Source organism: Herbaspirillum sp. 1130, from assembly GCF_017833835.1.
In the GTDB taxonomy this organism is placed as follows: Bacteria; Pseudomonadota; Gammaproteobacteria; order Burkholderiales; family Burkholderiaceae_D; genus Herbaspirillum; species Herbaspirillum huttiense.
Genome location: NZ_JAFICQ010000006.1, coordinates 10,923 through 34,738 on the forward strand (window position 1 = coordinate 10,923; position 23,816 = coordinate 34,738).

Sequence of the window (23,816 nt, forward strand, 5' to 3'; positions counted from 1 at the left end):
CGGGTTTGGGCTGCCCTGCTTTTGTGCGCCGCATTGTCGAATATGAATGCATTGGCGTTTTCAGGCAGCGGATTATCTTGGATGGACGTCAAAATATTCACATCAAGAGACATCGAAATTCCCTTCAAGTAATAAACTTGCAGTTGAATCTAGTTAGAATCTGATACAAATTGCTAACAAGCACACAGGGAAAATCCGGCAAATTTAACAAGAACAAGGATGGAAGCTCATCCATGTCAGGATTTTCCGGATTTCCGCAATGCCGCAGCCGTGGTTTCATACGGCCTGCCAAATTGATAACAAATCCATCAGGGAGAGCCCGTGCCGCGCTCTGCAGCAAGCCAAGCCATACAACAAACAGCCGGCCGGACCTGGCGCGCCTTGCGGGCGCTGGCCTGGACCCTGGCCGCCAGCGCGGCGGCGCTGGTGACCGGTGCAGCGCCGGCCCAGAACCCGGCGGCGGCCACGGCGGCCGCGCCCACCTCGATCGCCTTCTATTACGGCCCCAATCCCCCGCTGGCTGACCTGCAGGCCTTTGACGTGGCCGTGGTGGAACCGGCCTTCGTGCGCGACCCGGCCGCACGCACGCGCAGTGCGGCCAACGGGGCGCACCAGCTGTTTGCCTATGTCTCGCTGGGCGAGGTCCAGCCTTCCCGGCCTTACTACAAGCAGATGCCGCCCGGCCTGCTCAAGGGCGACAACGCCGCCTGGGGCAGCCGCGTGATCGACCAGACCGCGCCCGGCTGGCGCGACTTCTTCCTCGACAAGATCGTGGCGCCCTTGTGGGCGCAGGGCTGGCGCGGTTTCTTCCTCGACACGCTGGATTCCTACCAGCTCTTTGCCAAGACCGATGCCGAACGCGCCGCCCAGACGCAGGCCATGATCGCCACGTTGCGCGAATTCAAGCGCCGCTATCCGGAGGCGAAGCTGATTCTCAATCGTGGCTTCGAACTGTTCCCCGACGTGGCACCGCTGACGTATGCAGTGGCTGCCGAATCGCTCTACCGCGGCTACGACGCCGGCCGCCGCAGCTATGGTGCCGTCACCGACAATGACCGCGCCTGGCTCTCCGGCCAGCTGCGCACCATCCGCGACCGCTATCGCCTGCCGGCCATCGCCATCGATTACGTCGACCCGTTCCAGCCCGGTGCCCGCGCCCTGGTGCGCGAGACGGCCAAAAAGATCAGCGCCGACGGCTTCCTGCCCTGGGTGGCCGATGGCACGCTGATGTCCATGGGCGTGTCCAGTGTCGAACTGGTGCCGCGCAATGTGCTGGTGCTGCTGGATGTGGCCAAGGGCGATGACCTGCATACCACCGAGGCCCAGCGCTTCCTCGGCATCCAGCTGAATCACCTCGGCTTGCGCTATGAATTCCGTGAAGTCGGCCGCGAGGGCCTGCCCACCGAGCCTCTGGCCGGACGCTATGCGGGCGTGGTGACCTGGTTCCGCAGCGGTACCGATCACCAGCGCCTGGGTCCGTGGATCGGGCAGCGCATCAAGGAAGGTGTGCCGGTGGCCATCTTCAATGCCTTCGGTTTCCAGATGACCAAACTCAGCGCCGGCATGCTGGGGCTGACCAGTTTTTCCGCCCCTGCGCCGGAACAGCTGGAGGTCACACAAGCCGATCCCGAACTGATGGGTTTCGAGACCAAGCCGCGCGTGGACCGCACGCAGCTGGAACTGGTGCGTCTGACCGATCCTGCCGCCAAGTCGCTGCTGCGCATGAAGGATGGCCGCAACAACATCTACGATGCCGCCGCCATCATGCCCTGGGGCGGTTTCGCCCTGGCCCCGTTCGCCACTACCACGCTGCAGGTGATGGATCCGCCGCGCTGGGTGCTGCAGCCCATGCTGTTCCTCAAACGTGCGCTGCGCCTGCCCGATATCCCGGTGCCGGATGTGACCACCGAGGGCGGCCGCCGCATCCAGACCAGCCACCTCGATGGCGATGGGTTTCCCTCCAAGGCCGAATATCCGGGCTCGCCCTTTGCGGTCGAAGTGCTGCAGCGGGAGATCTGGGACCGATACCGCTTCCCCGTGACGGTCTCGGTGGTGGAGGGCGAGCTGAGCCCGCAGGGCGTCTATCCGCAGCTCTCGGCGCAGACCACGGCGCTGGCGCGCAAGATGTTCACGTTGCCTTATGTCGAGCCGGCCAGCCATTCCTTCTCGCATCCCTTCAACTGGGCCGATGCGATGTATGACACGCGTACCGCGGACATCAACCAGATGGATGGCGATGCCTCGCGCACGCTGGACATCCCCAACTACAAATTCAACTTGCAGCGCGAGATCAAGGGGTCGATGGACTACATCAACAAGACCCTGCTGCCCCCGGGCAAGAAGGCCGAAGTCTTCCTCTGGACCGGCAACTGCGTGCCGCCGCCCGAGGCCATCGCCCAGACTTATCTGGACGGTTTCCTCAACATGAACGGCGGCGACACCATGATCACCAGGAGCCGCAACACCTGGACCGACATCGCCGCGCAGGGGGTGCGCAAGCAGGGCTGGTACCAGGTCTTCGCGCCCAACCAAGACGAGAATGTCTACACCGGCAACTGGACCGGTCCCTTCTACGGTTTCGAGCGCGCCATAGAAAGTTATGAACTGACCGGCGAGCCGGTCCGCTTCAAGGCGGTGGACATCTACTACCACTTCTACGCCGGCACCAAGCCCGCCTCGGTGGCGGCCCTGCACAAGATCCACCGCTGGGCGGAGGCGCAGCCGTTCACGCGGCTGTACGTCTCGCAGTACATCCGCAAGGTCATCGATTTCGAAAATACCAGCATCGCCCGCACTGCCGATGGCACGCTGGTGTATCGCACCGGTGAGTATCTGCGCACGCTGCGCATTCCGGCCGATGCGCCTGACGTGGATTTGTCACAGCCCGGCATCGCCGGGATCGCGCCGGGCCCGAGTGGCCGTTACCTGATCACGTCGGCCGGCGAAGTGCGCATCCGCCAGCGCAGCAGCAGCGAGCCATCCGATGCGTCGCCGGCCTTGCCCATGCTGCTGGAAGCGGCCGGCCAGGTCGGTGATTTCCAGCGCAGCATCAACGGCAACAAGGCCGAGCTGCGGTTTTCGCTCACCGCCAATGGCGTGACGACCTTCAGCGTCAGCGGCGCGCGCGCCTGTACTGCCACCGCCAATGGCGTGGCGCTGGCCAAGGGCAAGTCGGTCAGCATCACCGGCCAGACGTGGTACCGCAATTTCACCGGCAAGACTGCAGTTCATCAATATGACATCGGCTCCGCAACCGCCCCGCTCGCGACAACACGGCACCTGGTACTCGTTCAATGCACCTTATGAACGGGCCAGGCTGTTCTCGCCCTGGACGATCGCCGGCTTCGCGCTGGCAGTCGGGACGGTGCTCGCCCTGGTCTATCCCAAGGTCTCGCTGCAGCAGCGGCTGGAAGTGGCCAATGCCAGCGGCAAATCCGACCAGCTGACGGTCGAGTACATCAAGGTCTTCCTCAAGGCCCAGCCCGGCAATGCGGCGCTGCGTGCCGAGCTGGTCAAGCAGATGATCGACCTCGGCCAGTTCGGGGAGGCGCGCGCGCAACTGGCCTTGCTGCAGCTGGACAGCAGCGCCGCGGCGCGCCTGTCGGCGGCCTGGCTGGAATATCGCATCCGCCAGCAGGAAGTCTTCGCTCTGCCCAAGGATGCGCCCGAGCGCACGTTCTTGCTGGCGCAGTTGCGCGAACAGCTCAATGTGCTGATGACCTATCCGCTCACTGCGCAGCAATGGCTGACGCTGTCGCAGGATGCGCTGGCACTCGGTGACGGCGAGTCCGCACGCGCTGCCTTCGCGCGCCTGCTGGCCGATCGCAGCACGGCCGACATGTCCTACACCGAAGCGGTGCGCCTGGGCCAGCAGAGTCTGGGCGTGGGCGATTATCACAGCAGCGCGGCCTTCTACCTGCTGGCCATGCAACATGCCGGATCGCTGGCGGCGCGCCGCGAGAATTTCCTCGATGCGATGCGGACCCTGCAGGCCGGCGGCTTCTACCAGGAAGCGCTGGCCGCCGCCGAGGCCAACCTCGGTCCGCTGTCCAATGACAAGACCGTGCTGCTGTACCTGACGCGGCTGGCCCAGGCGGCCAATCGCCCGGATGCCGCCGAACGTTACGTGAAGCAGTTGCTGCAATTGTCGATGGCGCGTGCGCCGTCGCCGCTGGCGGCTGCGCGAGCCGGGCAGGGGGGCGTGGTGGCCGTGTCCATGCAGGACTTCCGGCAGTCGCTGCAGCAGATGCAATCGCTGCTGCACCATCCCCGGCGCCTGCACAATGAACTGCAGCGCGCGATGCAGCAGGGCCGCCTGCTGCGTGTGGCCGGGGAGAACCAGCCCTCGGCGGCCGATGTGGCTTCCAGCCGCGCGCTGGCCAGGCTGCCCTTCGATGAGGAGATCTACACGCTGGCCTACAACGTCTTCCTGGCCAATCGCAACCTGGTCGATGCGCGCCTGCTGGCGCAATCGGCGGTGCGCCAGCGCCCCGATGACGCGGCCTGGCGCAAGCGCCTGGCCGAGGTCTCCGAATGGAGCGGTGTGCCGGAACAGGCCACGCCGCAATGGCTGGCCTATGCGCGCCTGTCGGGTGACGAGGCGGCATGGGACAACGTCCTGCGTGCCGCCGCCGGGACCTTTGAACAAGACATGCTGGTCGAGGCCCTGCAGCACAAGATGCAGGTCGAGCCCGGCAATGCGCAGTGGGTCAACCTGCTGGTGGCGCAATACGAAAACATCGGCCAGCCCGAACGCGCCGCCGCCTTGCTGGAAGAGCGTCTGCGCGGCAAGCCGGCCCGCACTCCCGACGCCGCCACCGAGCGCAACGGCACGATGGAAGCGCTGGCCAAGCTGTATCTGCGCATGGGCCGCGATGATGCTGCGCTGGCGACCTTGCGCCGCCAGCGCGAGGAGTTCGGCCCTTCCGCCGCGAACGCCCTGATGACCGCCAATCCCCTGTATCTGCGCGGCCGCCTGGACGATGCGCTGGAAGTGCTGCGCGCTGCCGCCAGGGTGGCACCGGACGGCAATGCCGACTTCTGGCGCACCTATGCGGAAGTGGCGCGCTACATGGGTCTGAATGAAGAGGCGCGCATCGGCTATGACCGCCTGCTGGCCGCAGACCAGGCCGCCGAAGGCGACATGAGCAACATGATGGTGGTGATCCAGGACCGCGAACCACGCGCCGCCGCCGAGCTGGCCGAGTTCGGTTTCCACCGCACCGGCGTGCCCAATTTCGCGGTGCAGGCGCTGACCTATCGCCTGCGTCTCAATGACCTGGAGGGCGCGCGCAGCTTCCTCGCCAGCCTGACTCCGCAGCAGAATGCGGCATTGGAAAAATACGTTCCTTTCCTCAGCGTGCGTTCCTCGGTCAAGCAATTGCAGCGCGATCTCGAGGGCGCGCGTGCCGACATGCGCCTGGCGCTGTCGCTGGCACCGCGCGCGGCCGATGTGCGCGCCGAGACCCTCTGGGTACTGATCGCCACGCGCGATGCCGCACTGCTCAATCGCGCCATGACGATGTGGGCCCATGATGCCGAGACCACGCCGCAACTGTGGGGACCGTACGCCGCCGCCAACATGTCGCTGAACCGGCAGAACCAGGCGCTGCACTGGTTCCGCAAATCCGGCTTCCCGCACGACGATTACCTGTGGCTGATGAGTTATGCCGAGGCGCTGGATGCCACCGGCCAGCCCGACCTGGCCTGGCGCATCCGCCGCCATGCCTGGCTGGAAGTGCGCAATCCGCAACTGCTGCGCAATGTCCCGCCCGGGCAATTGCATGAATGGCGCGATCGTCTGGCGGCGCTGGCACCGCTGTTCATGAGTGCCGATGACAGCGCCCGCGTCATGCGCGCACTGTTGCGCAGCGATGTGACGCTGCCACCGCGGCCGGACGGCCAGTCCAACCCCGCCAACGGCCCGGCCCTGCTCAAGGACATGCAGCAAGCCGCGCGCAGCGATGCCGTCCAGCGCAGCCAGGATGAGGTGCGATCAGCGCAACTGGCCGAGGGGCCGGCAGCACTGTTTGCGCCCACCACCGACACCGGCCAGCGCCCGGGCGATGATGCCCGCTTGTCATCCGGTGCACGCGAACTGGCGCTGGCCTATGCGATGAACCAGAACCAGTCCGACCTGGCCCGCACCTGGCTGGCCACGCGCTTTGCCAGACAGCTCGACAAGCCGCTGTGGGGCGAGCTGGCCATGGCCCTGGGCAACGATGATCGCCAGCGCTTGAATGCCATGCTGGACAACCTGGCCGACTGGCTGCCCATGTATGACCGCGTCGAAGCGGCACGCGTGGCCGGGCGCGTCGGCCTGGCACAGACGCTGGCCTTCGACCAGCTCGAACGCCTGCCCGCTGACGATGAACTGCACGGACGGCTGACCGGCCTGGTGACCGATGAGCCGCCGCGCTTCTCGGCGGGCTACACCGCCACGCGCGAATTCCCGCTGGCCACCAAGCTGTTCACGCTCAACACCGGCGTGGCGCTCACGCCGGGCACGCGCTTCTCCTTCGGCTATACCGAACGGCACCAGACCGTGGACGACACGACTCTGCTGGGCGATGTGCCGGCGGTGGACCGGCTCTTCGAATTCACCCTGCGCCGTCGCATCGAGGATGGCTTCGTCAGCGCCAGCCTGCAGCACCGCGATGCGATGACTTCCTTCAATGGCCTGCGCCTGGAATTCTCGCAGCAGCTCACGCGCAAGCTCACGCTCTCCGGCAATGGCGGGCTGAACCTGGCGGCCATCGATTCGGCCTTGATCCGCGTGGGCGGACGGCGCAGCGGCGGCGAACTGAACCTGAATCTGCAATTGAGCCGTACCGAATACCTGCGCCTGGGCGGCGGCCTGCAGCGCTACCAGACGCAATCCGGCACGGCGCTCGGCAATGGCCGCACCCTCAATGCCGAAATCGGGACGCACTTGCGCGTGGAGTATCCCAACCTGACCCTGCGCGGCTTCGTCAACGATGCCAGGTTCAGTGACCGTGGTGCCAGCGATAGCCAGATCGCGCGCCTGGTCCCGGCCGGCAACGATCCGGCCGGCTTCCGCTACATGCCGTTGGATGCGCGCTCGTGGGGTGTGGCACTGGGGGCCGGCACCGTCATCGAAAATGCCTACACGCGCGCCTGGCGTCCTTATGCGGAGTTCGGCCTGACCCGCACTTCCGACATCGGCTGGGGCCGCAACCTGCGCGCCGGGGTAGCCGGCAGCGTGCTGGGACAGGACGTGCTGTCGGTGGCGGCGCAGAGCACCAGCGCCACGCCCAACACGCCGCAGCGCGGGTTTGAATTGAATGTGCTCTACAAATGGTTCTACTGAATATGAATCTGAAATTGAAACCGCAGGTGAAGGCCTCGCTGTCCGTACCGTGTCGAAATTGATTGATCAATGAAATCGATGAATCAGTCCTCATTAATCTATGGCCGCGAAAGGCCGCGTATTGCTCCAAGGTGACCACCATGACAAACAAGATCCGCTCCACGCTGTTGAAACTCGGCAGCGCTGCCGTACTGACCCTGGGCCTGGCCGCCTGCTCCACCACCGACATCGGCCGCGCGCCGGTGGTGCCGGCCGATGCGCGCTGGGGCTTGCTGCCCTTTGCCAATCACACCGAGACCCCGCAGGCCGGACTGCGTGCCGAGTCGATCTCGGAAAGCATCCTGCGCGCCAATGGCCTGGCCGAGCTGCGCCGCTATCCGGCGTCGCTCAACAATGAAACCCTGTTCGAACCGATGGACCGCAAGCAGCTCGATGCCGCCCTCGACTGGGCACGCAGCGAGAACATCACCTATGCACTCTCCGGCAGCGTCGATGAATGGCGCTACAAGGTCGGCATCGATGGCGAGCCGGCGGTGGGCCTGACGCTGCAGCTGATCGAGGTCTCCAGTGGCAAGGTGGTCTGGGCAGCGGCCGGCGCGAAGAGTGGCTGGAGCCGCGAAGCCTTGTCGGCCGTGGCGCAGAAACTCATGCGCAGCCTGCTGTCGCCCTTGCGCGCGCTGGCGCGGACCTCGGCGGCCGTCAATGCGGCCAATGCCGCGGATGCTGCTGCGCAGGCCGAGTCCGCCTCACCCGAGATGCAGCGCCCCTGATGGGAGAGAACGTGAACGACAGCCAACGGCCCACTGCACCACCGGTCTCCGGACGTCCCGGCGGCGGCCAGCCGTGGGCGGCCAGTCCGCGTCCGGCACCGACGGCGGCGCAGAAGCGCCAGAAGTTTTGGTCACGCCTGTTTACGCGCTTCGATACCGACAGCGGATCACCGCGCAAGGCGGCCCTGCGCATCGTCGAGACCATTGCGCTGGTGGCCGCCGCGCTGGGTGTGGCCTGGTGGCTGGCGCCGGAGGATCCGTTCGGGCTGGAGGCGCAATTCCCCTGGCTGTGGCTGATGCCGGCCATCCTTGCCATGCGCTACGGCAGCACGCTGGGCGTGGTGGCGGTGGCCACCATGCTGGGGGGCTGGTATCTGCTCATGCATGGCCATCATGAGGATGAGGCGCAGGCCGTGGTGTCGGCGGCGCAGGCCTTTCCGCAAGCCTATTTCCTGGGCGGGCTGGTGCTGACGCTGCTGTGCGGCCAGTTCGCCGAAGTGTGGAATGCGCGCAGCCGCCGCCTGCGCGGGGTGAATGCCTATCTGGAAGAGCGCCTGACCATGCTCACCAAGAATCACTTCTTGCTGCGCCTGTCGCATGAGCGGCTGGAACAGGACCTGCTGTCCAAGCCGCTGACCCTGCGTGAATCGCTGGACCGCATGCGCGCCCTCACGCTCACGCAATACCTGCTGGACCCGGGACGCATGCCGGCACCGGATGCCTTCCTGCAGATCCTGGTGCAGAGCTGCCAGGTGGAGTCGGCCTCGGTATTTGCCTGCGATATCCACGGCCACGTCCTGCCTGAGGCGGTGGCCAGCGTGGGCAAGGTCACGCCGCTGGCGGCCGACGACCCGCTGGTGCGCTATTGCCTGACGCAGCAGAAGCTGGGCCATATCCAGACCGAGAGCCTGAACCAGACCCTGCGCAACCAGAGCCGCTATCTGGTCTGTGCGCCCTTGCGCAACTACGAGGGCCGCCAGTTCGGTTTGCTGGTGGTGGAGCAGTTGCCCTTCCTGGCCCTCAACGAAGACACGCTGCAACTGATGTCGGTGCTCATCGACTACTACGCCGACGGCATCGAGATGGGCGACAGCGCCCGCGCCATCCTGCAGCAGCTGCCGACCTGCCCGCCGGAACTGGCGGTGGACCTGGTGCGCCTGCATCGTCTCAAGCGCAGCACCGACATCGATTCCTCGCTGGTGGCGCTGGTGTTCGGTGACGACGAACTCTCGCGCGACATGTACGATCAGGTACGCCGTTTGAAGCGCGCCGCCGATGTGGTCTGGACCTACAAGGCCGGTGGCCGCAACGTGTTGATGACCTTGCTGCCGCTGGCCGGACCGGCAGCGGTGGATGGCTACCTGATGCGCATCGAGACCGCTTCGCACGCGCAGTTCGACAACAAGTCCCTGGCCAACTTCGCCGCTGCGCACACCGCTGCGCTGGGCAGCGATGAGCCGATGCGCCTCTTGATCAACCTGGTGGAACGCTGTGCTGCTTAAACTCTCCGCTGCCGGTCTGAGTTTCGAGACCGCCTCCGTGGCCCTGCTGCTGCAGGGCGGCAACGGGCTGGGCGTACTCTCCGGTTATCTGCTGCTGCACCTGGCCTCCTCGGCGCTGTTCGCGCTGGCCATCGCGCAGGTGGCCCCGCCGCAGTACCGGCGTCCGCGCACGGCCTTGCTGCTGTATTTGTTCTTCTTCAATTTCTTCATTCCCATCGGCGGCGTGCTGTGTGCCGTGGTGGCGCTACTGGTGGCCGTGCTTTGGCCCAAGGACAAACCGGAAGACCATTTCGATACCAGCCAGGCGCCGGCCTTCGTCACTGCGCGCAGGCGCGAGGGCAGCGGTTTTTCCGGCAACCGCGTGCGCGCCCAGCTGGGCAACGTCGCCACCCCTGTGGACAAGCGGCTCAATGCACTGGTGGCGATCCAGAGCACGCCCACGCGCGCCAGCGGCGCTTCGCTGCGCAGCCTGCTGGGCGATCCGGCGGACGACGTGCGGCTGCTGGCCTATGGCATCCTGGATGGCAAGGAAAAGAAGATCACCCAGCGCATCGTCGACATGCGCAACCACCTCAAGACCGTCTCCGACCCCGAGACCCTGAGCATCCTGCATCAGCAGGTGGCCGAGCTCTATCAGGAACTGATCTACCAGAACCTGGTGCAGGGCGACCTGCTGAACTACTCCTACACCCAGATGCGCGAGCACGCCCGGGCGGCGCTGCAGATCGATGCCGCCCAACCGGGCCTGTGGTTCATGCTGGCGCGCATGGAGCTGGCCAACCGCAACGTGGCCGACGCCGCCGAGGCCATGCAGCGCGCCCATGAATATGGTTTTTCGCGCGTGCGTCTCCTGCCTTACCTGGCCGAACTCAGCTTCCTCGAACACGACTACGAACAAGTGCGCAAGCTCTTCATCGAAATGCAATACGATCCCAGCGTGTCCTCGCAGCCGCAGCTGCACCGTTACTGGCGCCATGGCCGGCGCACCATTGCCAACCGGCCTGACACCTTCAGTCCCGCGCCTGCGGGCCGTCCTGGCGGAGGCCGCCGATGAATGCGCCTGTCGTCAAACCGGTCGCCGGCGATGCGTCCTACCAGCGCCGCGCCAAGGACTGCGACGTCATGCTGCTGCTGGAAGGGACCTTCCCGTATGTGAGCGGTGGCGTGTCAAGTTGGGTCAACCAGATCATCCGGGGTTTTCCCGAGATCCGTTTCGGCCTGTGCTTCATCGGCAGCCGGCCGGAAGATTACGGCACCCCCAAGTACGCACTGCCGGACAACGTGGTCCATCTGGAAACGCACTTCATCCACGAACATCTCTCGGCGACGCAGGTGGTGCGTTCGCGCGGCGATGCAGCCGCCTTCGAACGCATCGACGAACTGCATGCCATGTTCCGCGCCTACGATCGCACCGATGCCACCTCGCATTCGGCGCTGGTGGCGCAACTGGGTGAGCTGATTCCGATGATGGAAGATGGGGGCAAGATGGACCAGGACACCTTCCTCTTCAGCAAGCGTTCCTGGGATTACCTCGCTTCGCAATACCGCATCTTCTGCACCGATCCTTCCTTCGTCGATTACTTCTGGACCGTGCGCATCATGCACCAGCCGGTATGGACCCTGGCCCGCGTGGCGCGCCAGCTGATCCCGGCGCGCTGCTATCACACCATCTCCACCGGTTACGCGGGCTTCCTCGGGGCGCTGATGAAGATGCAGACCGGTCGTCCGCTGATCCTTTCCGAACACGGCATCTACACCAAGGAACGCAAGATCGACCTGTTCCAGAGCGAGTGGATTCGCGACAACCGCAACGTCTTCGAAAAGGATGCCTCGCAGATTCCCTACTTCCGCGAGATGTGGATCCGCTTCTTCGAGGCGCTGGGCCGGCTGTGCTACCAGGCGTCCAACGACATCGTCGCGCTCTACGAGACCAACCGTCTGCGCCAGATCCATGACGGCGCACCGGCCGAGCGCACGCGCAATATCCCCAACGGCATTGACCTGCCGCGCCTGTCCAAGCTGCGCGCATTGCGCAGCGAGAAGATTCCGCCGGTGCTTTGCCTGCTGGGCCGGGTGGTGCCGATCAAGGATGTGAAGACCTTCATCCGTGCCATGCGTACCGTGGTCAACCAGTATCCGGAGGCCGAAGCCTGGATCGCCGGACCGGAAGATGAAGACCCGGCCTATGCCGGTGAGTGCCATGCGATTGCCGATGGCCTGGGCCTGACCGACAAGGTCAAGTTCCTCGGTTTCCAGAAGATCGACGAGCTCATGCCCAAGATCGGACTAGTGGTGCTCTCCAGCATCAGCGAGGCCTTGCCACTGGTGCTGCTGGAAGGTTTTGCGGCCGGTGTGCCGGCCGTTGCCACCGATGTGGGATCGTGCCGCCAGCTGCTGTATGGACTGTCGGAAGAAGACCAGGCGCTGGGCGCAGCGGGGGATGTGGTCGGCATCGCCCAGCCCCAGGCGCTGGCCGACGCGGCATTGAAACTGCTGACCGATCCGCAGCGCTGGCACGCGGCCCAGGCCGCAGGCATTGCGCGCGTGGAGCGTTATTACACCCAGGACATGATGTTCGGTGCCTACCGTGAGCTGTACCAGCGTTCGCTGGCGCAGGGTGGGCCGGACAGCGACGCCGCCTCCGGACAGCCGTTGCGCTGCCCGGTGCGGCACTGACGAGGACCGCCATGGCCGGTATCGGTTTTGAACTGCGCAAGATATTGAAGCGCGACAGCCTGCTCTCGCTGATGCAGGCGTATTCCTATGCGGCCCTGATCAGTTCGGGGCCGTGGATCATGTCCATCGTCGGCATCCTGGTCATCGGTTTGGTGAGCTATACGGTGAACATGCCCAAGCTGGCCATCGTGCAATTCCAGGTCAGCATCACCTACGTGATTTCGCTGTCGCTGATCTTCACCGGCATTTTCCAGCTGGCCTTGACGCGCTTCGCAGCGGACCGCCTGTTTGAAAAGGACAATCACGCCATCCTGCCCAATTTCCATTCGGTGTCGATGGCGGTGACGGTGGTGGGCGGCGTGCTGGGCCTGCTGGCGGTGGCCTTCCTGTTCCCGCAGCAGAGTGCGCTGTACCGGCTGCTGTTGCTGGCGGCCTTCATCATCATGTGCAACATCTGGATCGCCACCATCTTCCTGTCGGGGATGAAGCAGTACAAGGCCATCTTCTGGATTTATGCACTGGGCTACACCATCACGGTGGTGGCGGCGCTGCTGTTGCGGCCGCTGGGGCTGGAGGGTTTGATGGGCGGATTCGTGATCGGCCAGGCGGTGCTGCTCATGGCGATGATGGCGCTGATCCTGCGCAATTTTCCGTCGGACCGCTTCATCTCCTTCGAGTTTTATGAGCGCAAGAAACTCTATCCCTCGCTCATGGCCATCGGCCTGCTCTACAACACCGCGATCTGGATCGACAAGGCCATGTTCTGGTACACGCCCGAGACCAGCCAGGCCATCATCGGTCCGCTGCGCGCCTCGGTGATCTATGACCTGCCGGTGTTCCTGGCTTACCTTTCCATCATTCCCGGCATGGCCATTTTCCTGCTGCGCATGGAGACCGATTTCGTCGAGGACTACGATGCCTTCTACGAGGCCGTGCGCACCGGTGCCTCGCTCGAAACCATCGAGAAGCACCGCAACGGCATGGTGGAAACGGTGCGCCTGGGCCTGCTGGAAATCATCAAGATCCAGGCCATCACCACTTTGCTGCTGATGGTGACGGGTGAGTCCATCCTGAAGTGGCTGGGCATTTCCACGCTCTACCTGCCGCTGCTCTACATCGACGTCATCGCGGCCAGCCTGCAGGTGGTGCTGCTGGGCATCCTCAACGTCTTCTTCTATCTCGACAAGCGCCGCATCGTGCTGGGCCTGTGCGGGGGACTGGTGGTGCTCAACTTCGCGCTCACCGCGCTGTCGCTGCGCCTGGGTCCGACCTTCTACGGTTTCGGATTTGCACTGGCGGTGTTCGTGGTGGTGCTGGCCGGTTTCGTGCTGCTCACCCGCAAGCTGGAACTGCTGGAGTATGAGACCTTCATGCTGCAATGAGCGCGCTCATTGCAGCACTCATTGCGGTACTCACTGAGGCAACTCCTGCGCCTTCCATTTTTTCCACAGGCGATGCATGCGCTCGTGGCCATCGTTGACCTGGCCGGCCAGGAAGCCGCGCGCGTAGGCGATGCTCGGGGCCAGGCGTACCTGCTTCTGCTGCAGTTGCTGCAGCAGGGCATCGGCCACCACCAGGTCGTTCTGCAGGCCCAGTTGCTCCTGCAGGCGTGACAAGGCTTTCAGGTAGGGGCGGCTGCTCTTCTCGCCATACAGCGCCTGGAAGAACTCGATGTCGTAGCGCATCTTCTTGGCAGCGATGCGGGTACGGTGGCGAGCGCGGTCGTTTTCTTCGAGATGCGCACCGCGCTTGTTGAGGCGTTTCTCATCCCGCCGCAGCATCTGCCGTGCATAGCGGAAAAGCGCTTGCGAGAGGGCTTCCTGTCCCGCCTCGCCGAGGCCATCGCGCCAGCCAGAGGTCAGCAGCCAGCGGCTGAACTGCAGGACCAGCGCGGTATAGCGCGGCGAAGCCACGGCCTGTACCGCCAGTGCATGTTCCTTGCCGGCTTCCACCAGCGCGGCATGGCGCACCCGTTCCAGATCGATGGCGCCGACGGCGTGCGGTGGCAGCGTGGTCAGCGTTTGCGTGGCCAGTACATCCCAGTCACGTGCATGGCCGATGGCTTGCGAGACCCAGTCGAATTCAGCGGCCAGGGCAGCGGGCAGGGCAATGACGGGCTCGAACAGCGTGAAGGCCGAGCGCAGGCGGCGCAGGCCCACGCGCATCTGGTGCAGGCGTTCGATATCGTCGCTGTCCTGATCAGCGATGTCGTTAGCCTGGATCTGCTCCACGCAATTGTTGACCACCGCCAGGAAAGCCTGCTCCACCGGCATCTTGCGGGTCAGCTGCAGCGGCTTGGCGCGGCTGGCCGACGAGGTCGCGGCGATGCCCTGCTGCGCACGGCGCGCCTGGTGGAACAATCCATAGCCGCGCTGCGCCTTGCTCTGGATGCCGATGCGCAGCGGCAGGGTCTGCAGCAGCTGCAGTGCGAAATCGAAGAGGGCGCTGGCCTCGCCCCGTTTGAGTTCCAGTTCGATTTCGCAGACCTCCGCCTTGAGCTCTCCGTGTTCTACCGTGCCCTGGTCGAGTACGCATTCGACCTCGCTGCCATCCGGCAGGTCCAGGTCCCACACCATGCGCTGGATGCGGGTGCTGAAAATGGGCGTCAACTGCGCAGCGGTCTTGTCGGAGAACACCTTCCTGGCCCAGGCTTCGTCGGAGGCCGCCAGCTCGCGCAGCACCGGCAGGTCAGGTTGTTCACCTTCGACCAGCGACTCCCATTCATTGCGCTGGTGCAGGCCGCCACTGACGCCACCGCCTGCCTTGAGGGTCTGGATATATTCATTTCCGGTCCGACGCACCCGCAGTCCGGCTTCGTTCTGGCGCAGCAGCAGCTCGGGCGTATCGAAGTAGGTGCCGGTCTGGTCCTTGATGCGTGGCGCGGCCTGGGCGTAGCGCTTGATGAGCGGATGACGGATGAAGGCCTTGGTGTGCTCGGGGGCGAGCAGCAGTTTCAGTTCGGTTTCCATGAGGCGTTCCGTGTCGGTTGGAAGTAGGGGGCCGCCGGGCTGGCCGGTGGGGAAGAAGCGGGGCGGGCAAGCGGTGCCTGGCGCTGCGCCATGTAGCGCGCGGGCGGCTTGCCCAAGGTATTGCGGAACATGGTGATGAAGGCACTCACCGATTCATAGCCCAGGTCCTGCGAGACGCGCTGCACCGAGCTGCCCGAGGCCAGCCATTGCAGGGCCAGCATCAGGTGGATCTGCCGCCGCCAGCGGCCGAAGCTCATGCCGGTTTCGGCCTGCACGAAGCGCGCAAAAGTCCGCTCGCTCATCGCATGGCGCTGGCCCCATTCGGCCACCGTGCTGCGGTCGGCCGGTTGTTCGGCCAGGTGGCGAGCAATCGCACGCAAGCGCGAATGCTGCGGCACGGGCAGGTGCAGGGGCAGGGCGTGGCGCTGGCTGTGTTCCAGTTCTTCCACCAGTACCGAGGCCAGGCGCGCGGTGCGCTCGTGCGGGGCGTAGTCCTGGCGCTGCTCGGCGAGGTGGCAGATCATCTGCACCAGCAGGGGCGACAGCGCCAGCGTGCAGCACTGGTCCGGCATGCTGGCTGCATGTGGCGCGATGAAGAGGAAGCACAGCTGGCCGTCCAGCGTGACGCGGTTGCTGTGCGGCACCCCCGGCGGAATCCAGACCGCCGACTGCGGCGGCACGATCCACATGCCCTGCGCCGTCTCGCAAGTGACCGCGCCGCGCAGGGCCACCACCAGCTGGCCCTTGCGATGGCTGTGGAAAGGTGTCTCGCGCTCGCTCTGGCTGGTATGCACGCGCAGGGCCGTGACCGCGGCGTCGAGGCGGTCCGGATCGTGTTCGACCAAGCTGGCGTAGAGAGAGGCCATCGTGAGCAGGGTTGACCGTTTTTAGCAATAGTCTGGCATTGTAGCCAAATTCGTACAGGCTGCGATTGGCTAAGCTGGGCGCTCGCTGCTTTCGATCAATCATTGCCTTCATCACGCCCGCCATGCACGCCACGCATCCTCCTCACGTTCGCCCTGTTCATCGCAGTGTCTGGCTAATTGCAGGCATCCTGCTGATCGCCGCCAATCTGCGCGCACCGGTCACGGCCGTGGGGCCGGTGATGGGGCTGCTGCAACAGACCTTCGCCCTCTCGGCCGGTGCCGCCGGGCTGATGCTGACCTTGCCACTGCTGTGCTTTGCGTTGGTCTCGCCGCTGGCGGCCCGCGTGGCGCGCAGCCTCGGATTGGAGCGCACGCTCCTGCTGGCCTTGCTGTTGATTGCGGGCGGTATCGTGCTGCGCTCTTCGGGATCGGTGGCGGCCTTGCTGGCCGGGACCTGCGTGATCGGCTGCGGGATTGCCGGCGGCAACGTGCTCTTGCCCAGCTTGCTCAAGCGCGATTTTCCCGATGACCTCACGCGCATGACGGCCATCTATGCGCTCACCATGGGCGGTGCTTCGGCGCTCGGCTCGGTCTGTGCGGTGCCGCTGGCGGCGGGCCTGGGCTGGGCGTGGGCGCTGGCTTCCTTCATTGCATTGCCGGTGGTGACGGTACTGGTCTGGCTACCGCAATTGCGGCGTGCTACGCGCCCGGCCACTGCGCCTGCACGTGCGGCGTCGATGTGGCGCCAGCCGTTGGCGTGGCAGGTGACTTTCTTCCTCGGGACCAATTCGCTGGTGTATTACGTGGTGACGGCATGGTTGCCTTCCATCCTCGCGGCCAATGGGCACAGTGCGGTGGAGGCGGGCAACCTGCATGGCCTGATGCAGCTGGCCTCGGCCTTGCCGGGCTTGCTGCTGGTGCCGCTGGGTCCGCGCATGCGCGATCATCGCCCGGTGGCGGTGAGCATGTCGGCTGCGACTGTCCTGAGCCTCATCGGCCTCATTGCGTGGCCGCAGGCGTCCATCATCTGGGTGCCGCTGTTCGGATTCGGGACGGGCGCGGTGCTGATCCTGGGGCTGGCCTTTGTCGGTACGCGCGTATCGACACCACCACAGGCTGCTGTACTGTCGGCCATGGCGCAAAGCGTGGGCTATCTGCTGGCGGCCGCCGGGCCCATCCTCATGGGGCGACTGCATGATGCCAGCGGGGGATGGACGCTGGTGCTGGCGCTGTGTGCCGGCGGTGCAGTACTGATGGGCGTACTGGGCTGGCTGGCGGGGCGGCCGGGCAGGGTGATCGGGGCGGACACGCAAGGACAGTAAAGCGCGACTGGAAAAATTCTGCGGCTTCGCGGATCATGGCGGCTGCATCGTGAACAGGTGGCTTCTTGATCGCCGGTTACGATTCCCCCTTGATCTGCGACGACCAGCGCGACACACACCATGACCGCATCGCTTCTTTCCCCGGTAGACCTGTATTGCGAACGCCTCAGCACCGCCTTCTGGGCTGAGCCCGTCAATGCCCTTTCCAATCTCGCCTTCCTGCTTGCGGCGTATTTCCTGTGGCGCTTGCCGTTGCCGCAGGAACGCGGTGGCGTGGTGATGTCACGGATCCTGACGCTGATGGTGGCCGTGATCGGCGTGGGCAGTTTTCTTTTCCACACCTTTGCGCAACGCTGGGCCTTGTTCGCCGATGTCATTCCGATTTCGGTCTATCAGGTGCTGTTCCTGGCCTTCTATGTGCGCCAGGTGGCGCGCTGCAGCTGGCTGGTGACGATGGGCTGGGTGCTGTTCTTCTTTGTCGTCACGTATGGCGTCGGCATGCTGCCGGATCAGTGGCTCAATGGTTCGGTGGCGTCGTATGGATCGGCGTGGCTGTTCATTGGCGGGCTGGGCGTGTATCACTGGCGTATGCGCAAGGTGGAGCCAGGGATCCTGCTGCTGGCCACCGGTGTATTTACGCTGTCGCTGGTGTTGCGGTCGCTGGACATGGTGGCTTGTCAGTACGTGAGCATCGGGACACACATGTTCTGGCATTTGCTCAATGGGGGGGTGCTGTATCTCACCACGCGGGCTTTCATCTTGCAGACAAGCGGTCCGCGGAGGTAGCAAGACCGGCAATTTCATCCAGCCCTCCGCCGCTTTTGCGGCGTCGTCATTCGTCATTCTTTTGTCAGCATCAGATGCGAGCATGGAAGTGAAAGGAGCTCGCCATGTATCGCAAAAGGAAGACGCAATCCTGGCTCAGCGAAGAGATTCCTCCTGCTGAAAGAACGGACGCCTGGCAAGCGGAGCTGCGCCGATCCTACCGGGAATGGAAGCTGACCAAGCCCGTTTCTCCCGAGTTTCGTGCACACCTTGTCAGACATGAATTCAATGAGCTCTTGCTCATCAATACGATCTGCGGTCCGTGCGAGGGCGAACGCGATTACCAAACGCTCAGGAGGGATGACGATCTCTATATCGGTATCCAGCTTGCAGAGAGTGGTGCTGAACGCTTCGATACAGCAGGTCAGCGTCTGCAAGTGGGCGCGGGTGATCTGATCGTATGGACTACCGCCGATGCGACGCGGTTCGAGGTGATCCAGACCTTGCACAAGGTGACGCTGATGCTGCCATGGCGTCTGTTGAGAGATCGTTTTCCCGAGCACAAGGAACCTCCTGCGGGCGGGCTGCGTGAGGGGCGTCATGGGATCGGCTACCTCCTGGTCAATCAGATGCGCGCGATGGCCAGTGAGCTCATGCATCTCGATCCTCGTGTGGCCGGTGCTGCCAGTCGTTCCCTGCTCGAACTGGTCAATGCCCTGCTTCATCACGATACCCGCGCGGCACTCGATAATGCGTCCGTCAAACTGCAATTGATTCGGGAATACATTCTTCGCCATTTGCATGACGAGAGGCTTGATCCCGGTACCATCGCTGCGGCCCATCGCATCTCCGTACGCCACCTGCATTCTCTTTTTCAGCAGGAGGACATGCCGGTCTCACGCTTCATTCTCCAGAGGCGGCTTGAGGCCTGTCAGAAAATGCTGTCCGATCCCGCTCTCAATCATCTGCGTATTTCGGAAATCGCCTATAGCAAGGGCTTCGCTTCCATCAGCCATTTCTGCCGGGTGTTCAAGGCGGCGTTCGGCCAGACGCCCAATGAAGTGCGTCGTGCGGTGGCGCGCACACCGAGCGGCGAGTAATGTGCGGGCCACCGTCATTTATTGTCATCTTGTGATGTGACTGCGCTGTACGTCAATGCTGATGCGCTCTCGGGCAAGGATTGCGAACGACAGCTGCTACCTTGTTCGGGGGCTCTTCTCCCTGAAGCGAGTGTCTCCTCGTGCAGCCCGGAAGGATAGGTCAACATTGTCTGTTGCAGATGAGAGTCTTGCCGTTTCTCTCTGGGCTTCCGTGAGAAAGGAAGCGATGGAAATGCGGCATCGCGAGCTGGTGCGATCGGTCGCCCGCCTCAAGTGAATCAGTCCCGATTTGGCCATTCATCAATAATTCGGGGGTAGTGTGAAGAAATTTCGTGATCTCAAGATCGCCAAGAAGCTCGTCATCTCGTTCAGTCTGATCTTGTTGTTCACGACGAGTATCGGTCTGTTTTCCATCTGGCAGCTGCATCGTGTCAATGCATCGGCCAACGAACTGGCGACCAACTGGCTGCCCAGCATCAAGACACTAGGTGAGATCAAGCTGCTGCTGGCGCGCCTGCGCAGCAATGAAGCGCAACTGATCGTGTATGCAGGCGATCACGTTCAGGCCAAGAAACTCACCGGGCGCACACTGGATATCCTCAATGATCTCAAAACTGCGCTCAACACCTACGAGGGGCAGATCTCCGAGCCCGAAGAGAAGGACGTCTATCCGGAGGCCAGTCTGCGGATCAAACGATTGCTGCAGCACCACGCTGCCTTCATGGCGGCGCTGGCAGACGGTCGCCTCGATCTGGCCAGCACCATCTTTGCGGGCGAATCTTCGGACATCTATTTCTCGCTGCTCAAGGATGTTGATACGTTGGCGAACGTCAATCGGCGAGGTGGCGATCAGTCCGCCGCTGACACAAATCGTATCTATGGGGAGTCGCAGACCTTGATCTGCTTTGCGCTGCTGACCGTACTCCTGATCGGGGGTGGGCTCGCAATGATCGTCGCGCGGGCCATCTCGCAGCCGCTCATCCTCGCAGCGAGGATCGCCAATACGGTCGCTGCGGGCGACCTGTGCACCGAGATTGCGTTGTCCGGCAACGATGAAACGGGACAGGTGATCGCCGCTCTGCGGCATATGAACGAGGAGCTTCGGCTGATTCTCAATGGCGTCAAGTCAGGTGCCGAGAATGTAGCCACGGCATCACGTCAGATTGCCAGCGGCAACATCGATCTGTCTTCGCGCACGGAGGAGCAGGCCAGTTCGTTGCAGCAGACGGCGGCGGCCATGGAGCAGATCACCAGCAGCATCGTGCAGGCCAGTGCCCATTCGCGCCAGGCAGATGCGCTGGCTGTGAATGCTTCAACCGTGGCGGGAGAGGCGGGACAGGTCGTCACTGAAGTGGTCACGACCATGTCGGCAATCAAACAGGCCTCGACGCGTATCGTCGAAATCATCGCCGTCATCGACGGGATCGCGTTCCAGACCAATATCCTTGCGCTCAATGCTGCGGTAGAGGCGGCTCGTGCGGGTGACGAGGGAAGGGGGTTTGCCGTGGTGGCAGCGGAAGTGCGCAATCTGGCACAACGCTCTGCGACCGCGGCAAGAGAAATCAAGGGGCTGATCGACGATACGGTAGAGCAAGTAGGGGTCGGCAGCCTGCTGGTCCAGCAAGCGGGAGAGACGATGAGGAGCGTGGTCGGCAGCGTCGAGCAGGTTACCGCCATCGTTGCCGAGATTGCGCGCGCCAGCGACGATCAGAGCAAAGGCATCACGGAGATCAACTTTGCGATCGGACAGATGGATGGGGTAACTCAGCAGAATGCGGCCCTGGTAGAGCAAGCCGCAGCGGCGTCGCAGGGGCTGCAGGACCAGGCTGGTCTGTTATCGACATTGGTAGGCCGTTTTCGACTTCCGGCCGATCCGAGCGTGGCGGTGCTTGCGCCGGAGGGGCAGGCGCAATGAGCAAGGATGACCAGCCACCCCGGACAGCGCTGTCGCTGGAAGACCTGCGCAAAGTCGTCAACAGCACCATCAGGCTGGCCGAAGAACTGGATCGGCTCTGTGCGGTTTTTGAATCGGCCGTTGGCCAGGCTGACTCGCCGGCAGCGCATGCGCTGGCGCAAGAACTGAATGATGTGATCAAGCGGTGCTACGGCGAAGCGCAGGATGCGTTCGAGTTTCAGACCTGTGTCGATCTGGTCGGAGAGATCGGTGCCGTTCTTTTCATACAAAAGATCTTGTGGAGCGAGGACGTGACGGAGATGGCCATTGCCACCTCGTTGCAGAGGATCGTACCCGGCCTCAATGTTCTGGTCGAGAGATACCCGGAGATCCTGATGCGCAATGCACATGGGGCGCTGCTGCGGCTCAAGCAGGGCGGGCCTGATGGCTGATTCTGTCATCGTTCGGCGGCGCTGGCCTGCAGGGCGAGACTGCAGGTGGGCGATGACGAGGAAATGGACGTTTTCGGAACATCATCCGCGATGATTGCGATCCATCCGATTTTTTGAGACAGCCTTGCCTGAGATGGATCCGCAGGTGTGGAGAGGTGTCAGCGCAATTGTGATCGGCGGCATTGTCCGTGTGCGAGGCGGGATGAGATCGTTGGTTTCTCTTTCCCTCGCCTCTCTTCTTCAGCCCTTGGCCGCCCGCCCCCGCGCCGCACGTGCCCCTTCCAGCGTGCCTCCCTTGTAAGGCACCCGCCCCGACGGCACCACCACGGCCGCCTTCTGCACATGCCCCTCCTGGTCATCAAAGAACATGTGCGCGCCGAAGGCCTGCAGTACTTCCGCCTTGTTCAGCCCGCCCAGGAAGAAGGCTTCATCCACCGTCACATTCCAGGTCCGCAAGGTATGGATGACGCGCTGGTGCGCCGGGCTGTTGCGTGCCGTGACGATGGCGATGCGCACCGGGCACTGCTTGGGCGGAAACTGTTTCTGGATCGCCGACAAGGCCAGCAGCAATTTGGCGAACGGCCCTTCCTTCATGGCCTTCTTGCGATGGCGCTGTTCATGCCGCGCAAAGGCCTCCAACCCCTTCTCCGCAAAGATGCGCTCGGACTCCGCCGAGAACAGCACGGCATCGCCATCAAAGGCAATCCGGATCTGCTTGTCCGGCGCACTGTAGTCCAGCGGCGCGGCATACAACTGGGCCGCCGCCACGCCGGCATCGATGGCTTCCTGCACGTCGCCGGTATCGCGCGAGAGGAACAGGTCGATCTTGAAGGCCTGCAGATAAGGCGCAGTCGGTCCGCCGCCGGTGAAGGCCGCACGGCTGATGTCGAGCTTGTGGGCGGCAATGGCATTGAAGGCGCGCAGGCCGGTGTCGGGCGTGTTGCGCGAGATGACCACCACTTCCACCAGACGGCGTTCCGGAATCAGTTCATTCAACTGCAGCAGCGCCTTGACCAGCGGGAAGGCCGTGCCGGGCTGCAGCGGATCATTCTCGTGATCACGCTGGTACTGCGCATAAGCATCCACACCCTGCTGGTCGTAGATGGCGTTCTCCACTTCGAGATCGAAGAGGGCGCGGGAAGAGATTCCGATGACGAGCTTGTCCGAGAGATCGTAGGGCATGCGGCACATCCGTGGCAGGAAAGCCCTGATTGTAGAGCCCCCGGCCTGCTGGCGCAGCCTTGGCAGAGATATTCGTATTCTTGATGTCTGGAGCGAACTGCTGCATATATCACGTCAAGTTCCGTCAACTGCGCATATTGTTTGCCAAACGGGGGTGTTACTCCCGGTAAAGAGAAAAAATCGGATTGCCCCGTTCAAAATAAATTTGTATGATGACCGGATAACTTTACGATAACGACCGCGAGACAGCATGTTTCAGAAGATCCCCGCACAGGCGCTCAGCGACACTGTGGCCAGGCAATTGCTGGAAAACATCGACGCCGGTGCCTTCCCCCGGGGCAGCAAGCTGCCCACCGAGGCGGTGCTGGCGCAGCAGTTCGGTGTGAGCCGCACGGTGGTGCGCGAAGCCATCGCGCGCCTGAAACATGAAGGCGTGGTCGAACCGCGCCAGGGTAGCGGCGTCTTCGTGACCGAGCAGGCCGGCATCAAGCCGCTGCGCATCGATTACACCGAGGTCAGTTCGCCCGAGGCGGTGCTGCAGATCGTCGAGCTGCGCCGTGCCATCGAGGCCGAAGTCGCCGCCCAGGCGGCCAAGCGCCGCAGTGCGGAAGACCTGCAGGCGATTGACGCGGCGCTGGTGCAGATCGGGGCCGATGTGGCCGCAGGCGGTGATGGCGTGGCCGCCGATGTGGCCTTCCATCGCGCACTGGCCCAGGCCACGCGCAATCCGTACTTCATCAAGACGCTGGAGTTCCTTTCCCAGTATCTGGAAGCGGCCACGGCGGTGACGCGTGGCAATGAAGCGCGGTATGAGGATTTCTCGCGCCAGGTGCGCGAAGAGCATGAGGCGATCGTCGCAGCCATTCGCGCCGGTGATGAAATGGCGGCCCGCAATGCCGCCCAGACCCACATGTTCAACGCGGCACGGCGCTTGAGCCAGGGACAGTCCTGAAGAGAGTGTCCCGGCTTGAACGGCAGCAAATGATTT

Annotated in this window: 16 protein-coding genes; 13 read left to right on the forward strand and 3 right to left on the reverse strand. The window is 63.7% G+C overall.

Annotated features, from left to right (window positions below; all coding sequences use genetic code 11):
- Positions 1–321 precede the first annotated feature (321 nt).
- The 7 genes from JOD78_RS24295 (at position 322) to pelG (ending at position 13,660) form a co-directional block, all read left to right on the forward strand.
- A complete protein-coding gene (locus JOD78_RS24295; RefSeq protein ID WP_121040590.1) occupies positions 322–3,306 on the forward strand; it encodes a bifunctional glycoside hydrolase 114/ polysaccharide deacetylase family protein in 2,985 nt (994 codons plus the stop codon).
- A complete protein-coding gene (locus JOD78_RS24300; protein WP_245202281.1) occupies positions 3,236–7,330 on the forward strand; it encodes a tetratricopeptide repeat protein in 4,095 nt (1,364 codons plus the stop codon). Before JOD78_RS24295 ends, JOD78_RS24300 begins: the two co-directional genes overlap by 71 nt.
- Positions 7,331–7,470: 140 nt before the next feature.
- Positions 7,471–8,100: a penicillin-binding protein activator LpoB gene (locus tag JOD78_RS24305; RefSeq protein ID WP_245202282.1), complete on the forward strand. Its 630-nt coding sequence runs from the start codon at positions 7,471–7,473 to the stop codon at positions 8,098–8,100.
- A gap of 11 nt (positions 8,101–8,111) precedes the next feature.
- Entirely contained in the window at positions 8,112–9,602 is a 1,491-nt protein-coding gene (locus JOD78_RS28310) for a PelD GGDEF domain-containing protein (RefSeq protein ID WP_310841416.1), read from the forward strand.
- Positions 9,592–10,656 carry a hypothetical protein gene (locus JOD78_RS24315; protein ID WP_121040586.1) on the forward strand — a complete coding sequence of 355 codons (1,065 nt, stop codon included), beginning with the start codon at positions 9,592–9,594 and terminating at the stop codon, positions 10,654–10,656. Before JOD78_RS28310 ends, JOD78_RS24315 begins: the two co-directional genes overlap by 11 nt.
- A 68-nt stretch (positions 10,657–10,724) precedes the next feature.
- The gene (gene pelF, locus JOD78_RS24320; RefSeq protein ID WP_245202296.1) at positions 10,725–12,278 is read left to right on the forward strand and encodes a GT4 family glycosyltransferase PelF; all 1,554 of its coding nucleotides are present in this window, start codon (positions 10,725–10,727) and stop codon (positions 12,276–12,278) included.
- A gap of 11 nt (positions 12,279–12,289) precedes the next feature.
- Positions 12,290–13,660, forward strand: coding sequence for an exopolysaccharide Pel transporter PelG (gene pelG, locus JOD78_RS24325; RefSeq protein WP_121040582.1), 1,371 nt, complete (start codon positions 12,290–12,292; stop codon positions 13,658–13,660).
- 30 nt (positions 13,661–13,690) lie between these two features.
- On the opposite strand, the gene JOD78_RS24330 is transcribed toward pelG, so the two are convergent.
- Both JOD78_RS24330 and JOD78_RS24335 read right to left on the reverse strand, forming a co-directional pair.
- Entirely contained in the window at positions 13,691–15,247 is a 1,557-nt protein-coding gene (locus JOD78_RS24330; RefSeq protein ID WP_121040580.1) for a CYTH and CHAD domain-containing protein, read from the reverse strand.
- Positions 15,232–16,113 (reverse strand): helix-turn-helix transcriptional regulator, encoded by an 882-nt coding sequence (locus JOD78_RS24335; RefSeq protein WP_121040578.1) that lies wholly within the window; start codon positions 16,111–16,113, stop codon positions 15,232–15,234. Before JOD78_RS24335 ends, JOD78_RS24330 begins: the two co-directional genes overlap by 16 nt.
- A gap of 122 nt (positions 16,114–16,235) precedes the next feature.
- Here JOD78_RS24335 and JOD78_RS24340 point away from each other — a divergent pair, with 122 nt between their 5' ends.
- The 5 genes from JOD78_RS24340 to JOD78_RS24360 all read left to right on the forward strand — a co-directional run bounded on the left by JOD78_RS24340 (position 16,236) and on the right by JOD78_RS24360 (position 21,646).
- Positions 16,236–17,435, forward strand: a complete 1,200-nt coding sequence (locus JOD78_RS24340) for an MFS transporter (RefSeq protein WP_209569371.1) — start codon at positions 16,236–16,238, stop codon at positions 17,433–17,435.
- Between the two features lie 120 nt (positions 17,436–17,555).
- Positions 17,556–18,221 carry a ceramidase domain-containing protein gene (locus JOD78_RS24345; protein ID WP_121040574.1) on the forward strand — a complete coding sequence of 222 codons (666 nt, stop codon included), beginning with the start codon at positions 17,556–17,558 and terminating at the stop codon, positions 18,219–18,221.
- Positions 18,222–18,325: 104 nt separating this feature from the next.
- Positions 18,326–19,300 carry a helix-turn-helix domain-containing protein gene (locus JOD78_RS24350; RefSeq protein ID WP_121040572.1) on the forward strand — a complete coding sequence of 325 codons (975 nt, stop codon included), beginning with the start codon at positions 18,326–18,328 and terminating at the stop codon, positions 19,298–19,300.
- Between the two features lie 319 nt (positions 19,301–19,619).
- The gene (locus JOD78_RS28315) at positions 19,620–21,215 is read left to right on the forward strand and encodes a methyl-accepting chemotaxis protein (protein WP_134136973.1); all 1,596 of its coding nucleotides are present in this window, start codon (positions 19,620–19,622) and stop codon (positions 21,213–21,215) included.
- Entirely contained in the window at positions 21,212–21,646 is a 435-nt protein-coding gene (locus tag JOD78_RS24360) for a hypothetical protein (protein ID WP_121040569.1), read from the forward strand. Before JOD78_RS28315 ends, JOD78_RS24360 begins: the two co-directional genes overlap by 4 nt.
- A 240-nt stretch (positions 21,647–21,886) precedes the next feature.
- Here JOD78_RS24360 and JOD78_RS24365 read toward each other — a convergent pair whose 3' ends face one another.
- On the reverse strand, positions 21,887–22,828 hold the full coding sequence (locus tag JOD78_RS24365; RefSeq protein ID WP_121040567.1) for a 5'-nucleotidase: 942 nt from the start codon (positions 22,826–22,828) through the stop codon (positions 21,887–21,889).
- Between the two features lie 250 nt (positions 22,829–23,078).
- On the opposite strand from JOD78_RS24365, the gene JOD78_RS24370 reads away from it, so the two are divergent.
- The gene (locus tag JOD78_RS24370; RefSeq protein WP_121040565.1) at positions 23,079–23,780 is read left to right on the forward strand and encodes a FadR/GntR family transcriptional regulator; all 702 of its coding nucleotides are present in this window, start codon (positions 23,079–23,081) and stop codon (positions 23,778–23,780) included.
- Positions 23,781–23,816 lie beyond the last annotated feature (36 nt).

What these genes read in the sequence shown, in the direction of transcription:
- JOD78_RS24300 (WP_245202281.1), top strand. Translation starts at nt 3,236, where the DNA reads ATGACATCGGCTCCGCAACCGCCCCGCTCGCGACAACACGGCACCTGG.
- JOD78_RS24305 (WP_245202282.1), top strand. Translation starts at nt 7,471, where the DNA reads ATGACAAACAAGATCCGCTCCACGCTGTTGAAACTCGGCAGCGCTGCC.
- pelF (WP_245202296.1), top strand. Translation starts at nt 10,725, where the DNA reads ATGCTGCTGCTGGAAGGGACCTTCCCGTATGTGAGCGGTGGCGTGTCA.
- pelG (WP_121040582.1), top strand. Translation starts at nt 12,290, where the DNA reads ATGGCCGGTATCGGTTTTGAACTGCGCAAGATATTGAAGCGCGACAGC.
- JOD78_RS24330 (WP_121040580.1), bottom strand. Translation starts at nt 15,247, where the DNA reads ATGGAAACCGAACTGAAACTGCTGCTCGCCCCCGAGCACACCAAGGCC.
- JOD78_RS24335 (WP_121040578.1), bottom strand. Translation starts at nt 16,113, where the DNA reads ATGGCCTCTCTCTACGCCAGCTTGGTCGAACACGATCCGGACCGCCTC.
- JOD78_RS24340 (WP_209569371.1), top strand. Translation starts at nt 16,236, where the DNA reads ATGCACGCCACGCATCCTCCTCACGTTCGCCCTGTTCATCGCAGTGTC.
- JOD78_RS24345 (WP_121040574.1), top strand. Translation starts at nt 17,556, where the DNA reads ATGACCGCATCGCTTCTTTCCCCGGTAGACCTGTATTGCGAACGCCTC.
- JOD78_RS24350 (WP_121040572.1), top strand. Translation starts at nt 18,326, where the DNA reads ATGTATCGCAAAAGGAAGACGCAATCCTGGCTCAGCGAAGAGATTCCT.
- JOD78_RS24360 (WP_121040569.1), top strand. Translation starts at nt 21,212, where the DNA reads ATGAGCAAGGATGACCAGCCACCCCGGACAGCGCTGTCGCTGGAAGAC.
- JOD78_RS24365 (WP_121040567.1), bottom strand. Translation starts at nt 22,828, where the DNA reads ATGCCCTACGATCTCTCGGACAAGCTCGTCATCGGAATCTCTTCCCGC.
- JOD78_RS24370 (WP_121040565.1), top strand. Translation starts at nt 23,079, where the DNA reads ATGTTTCAGAAGATCCCCGCACAGGCGCTCAGCGACACTGTGGCCAGG.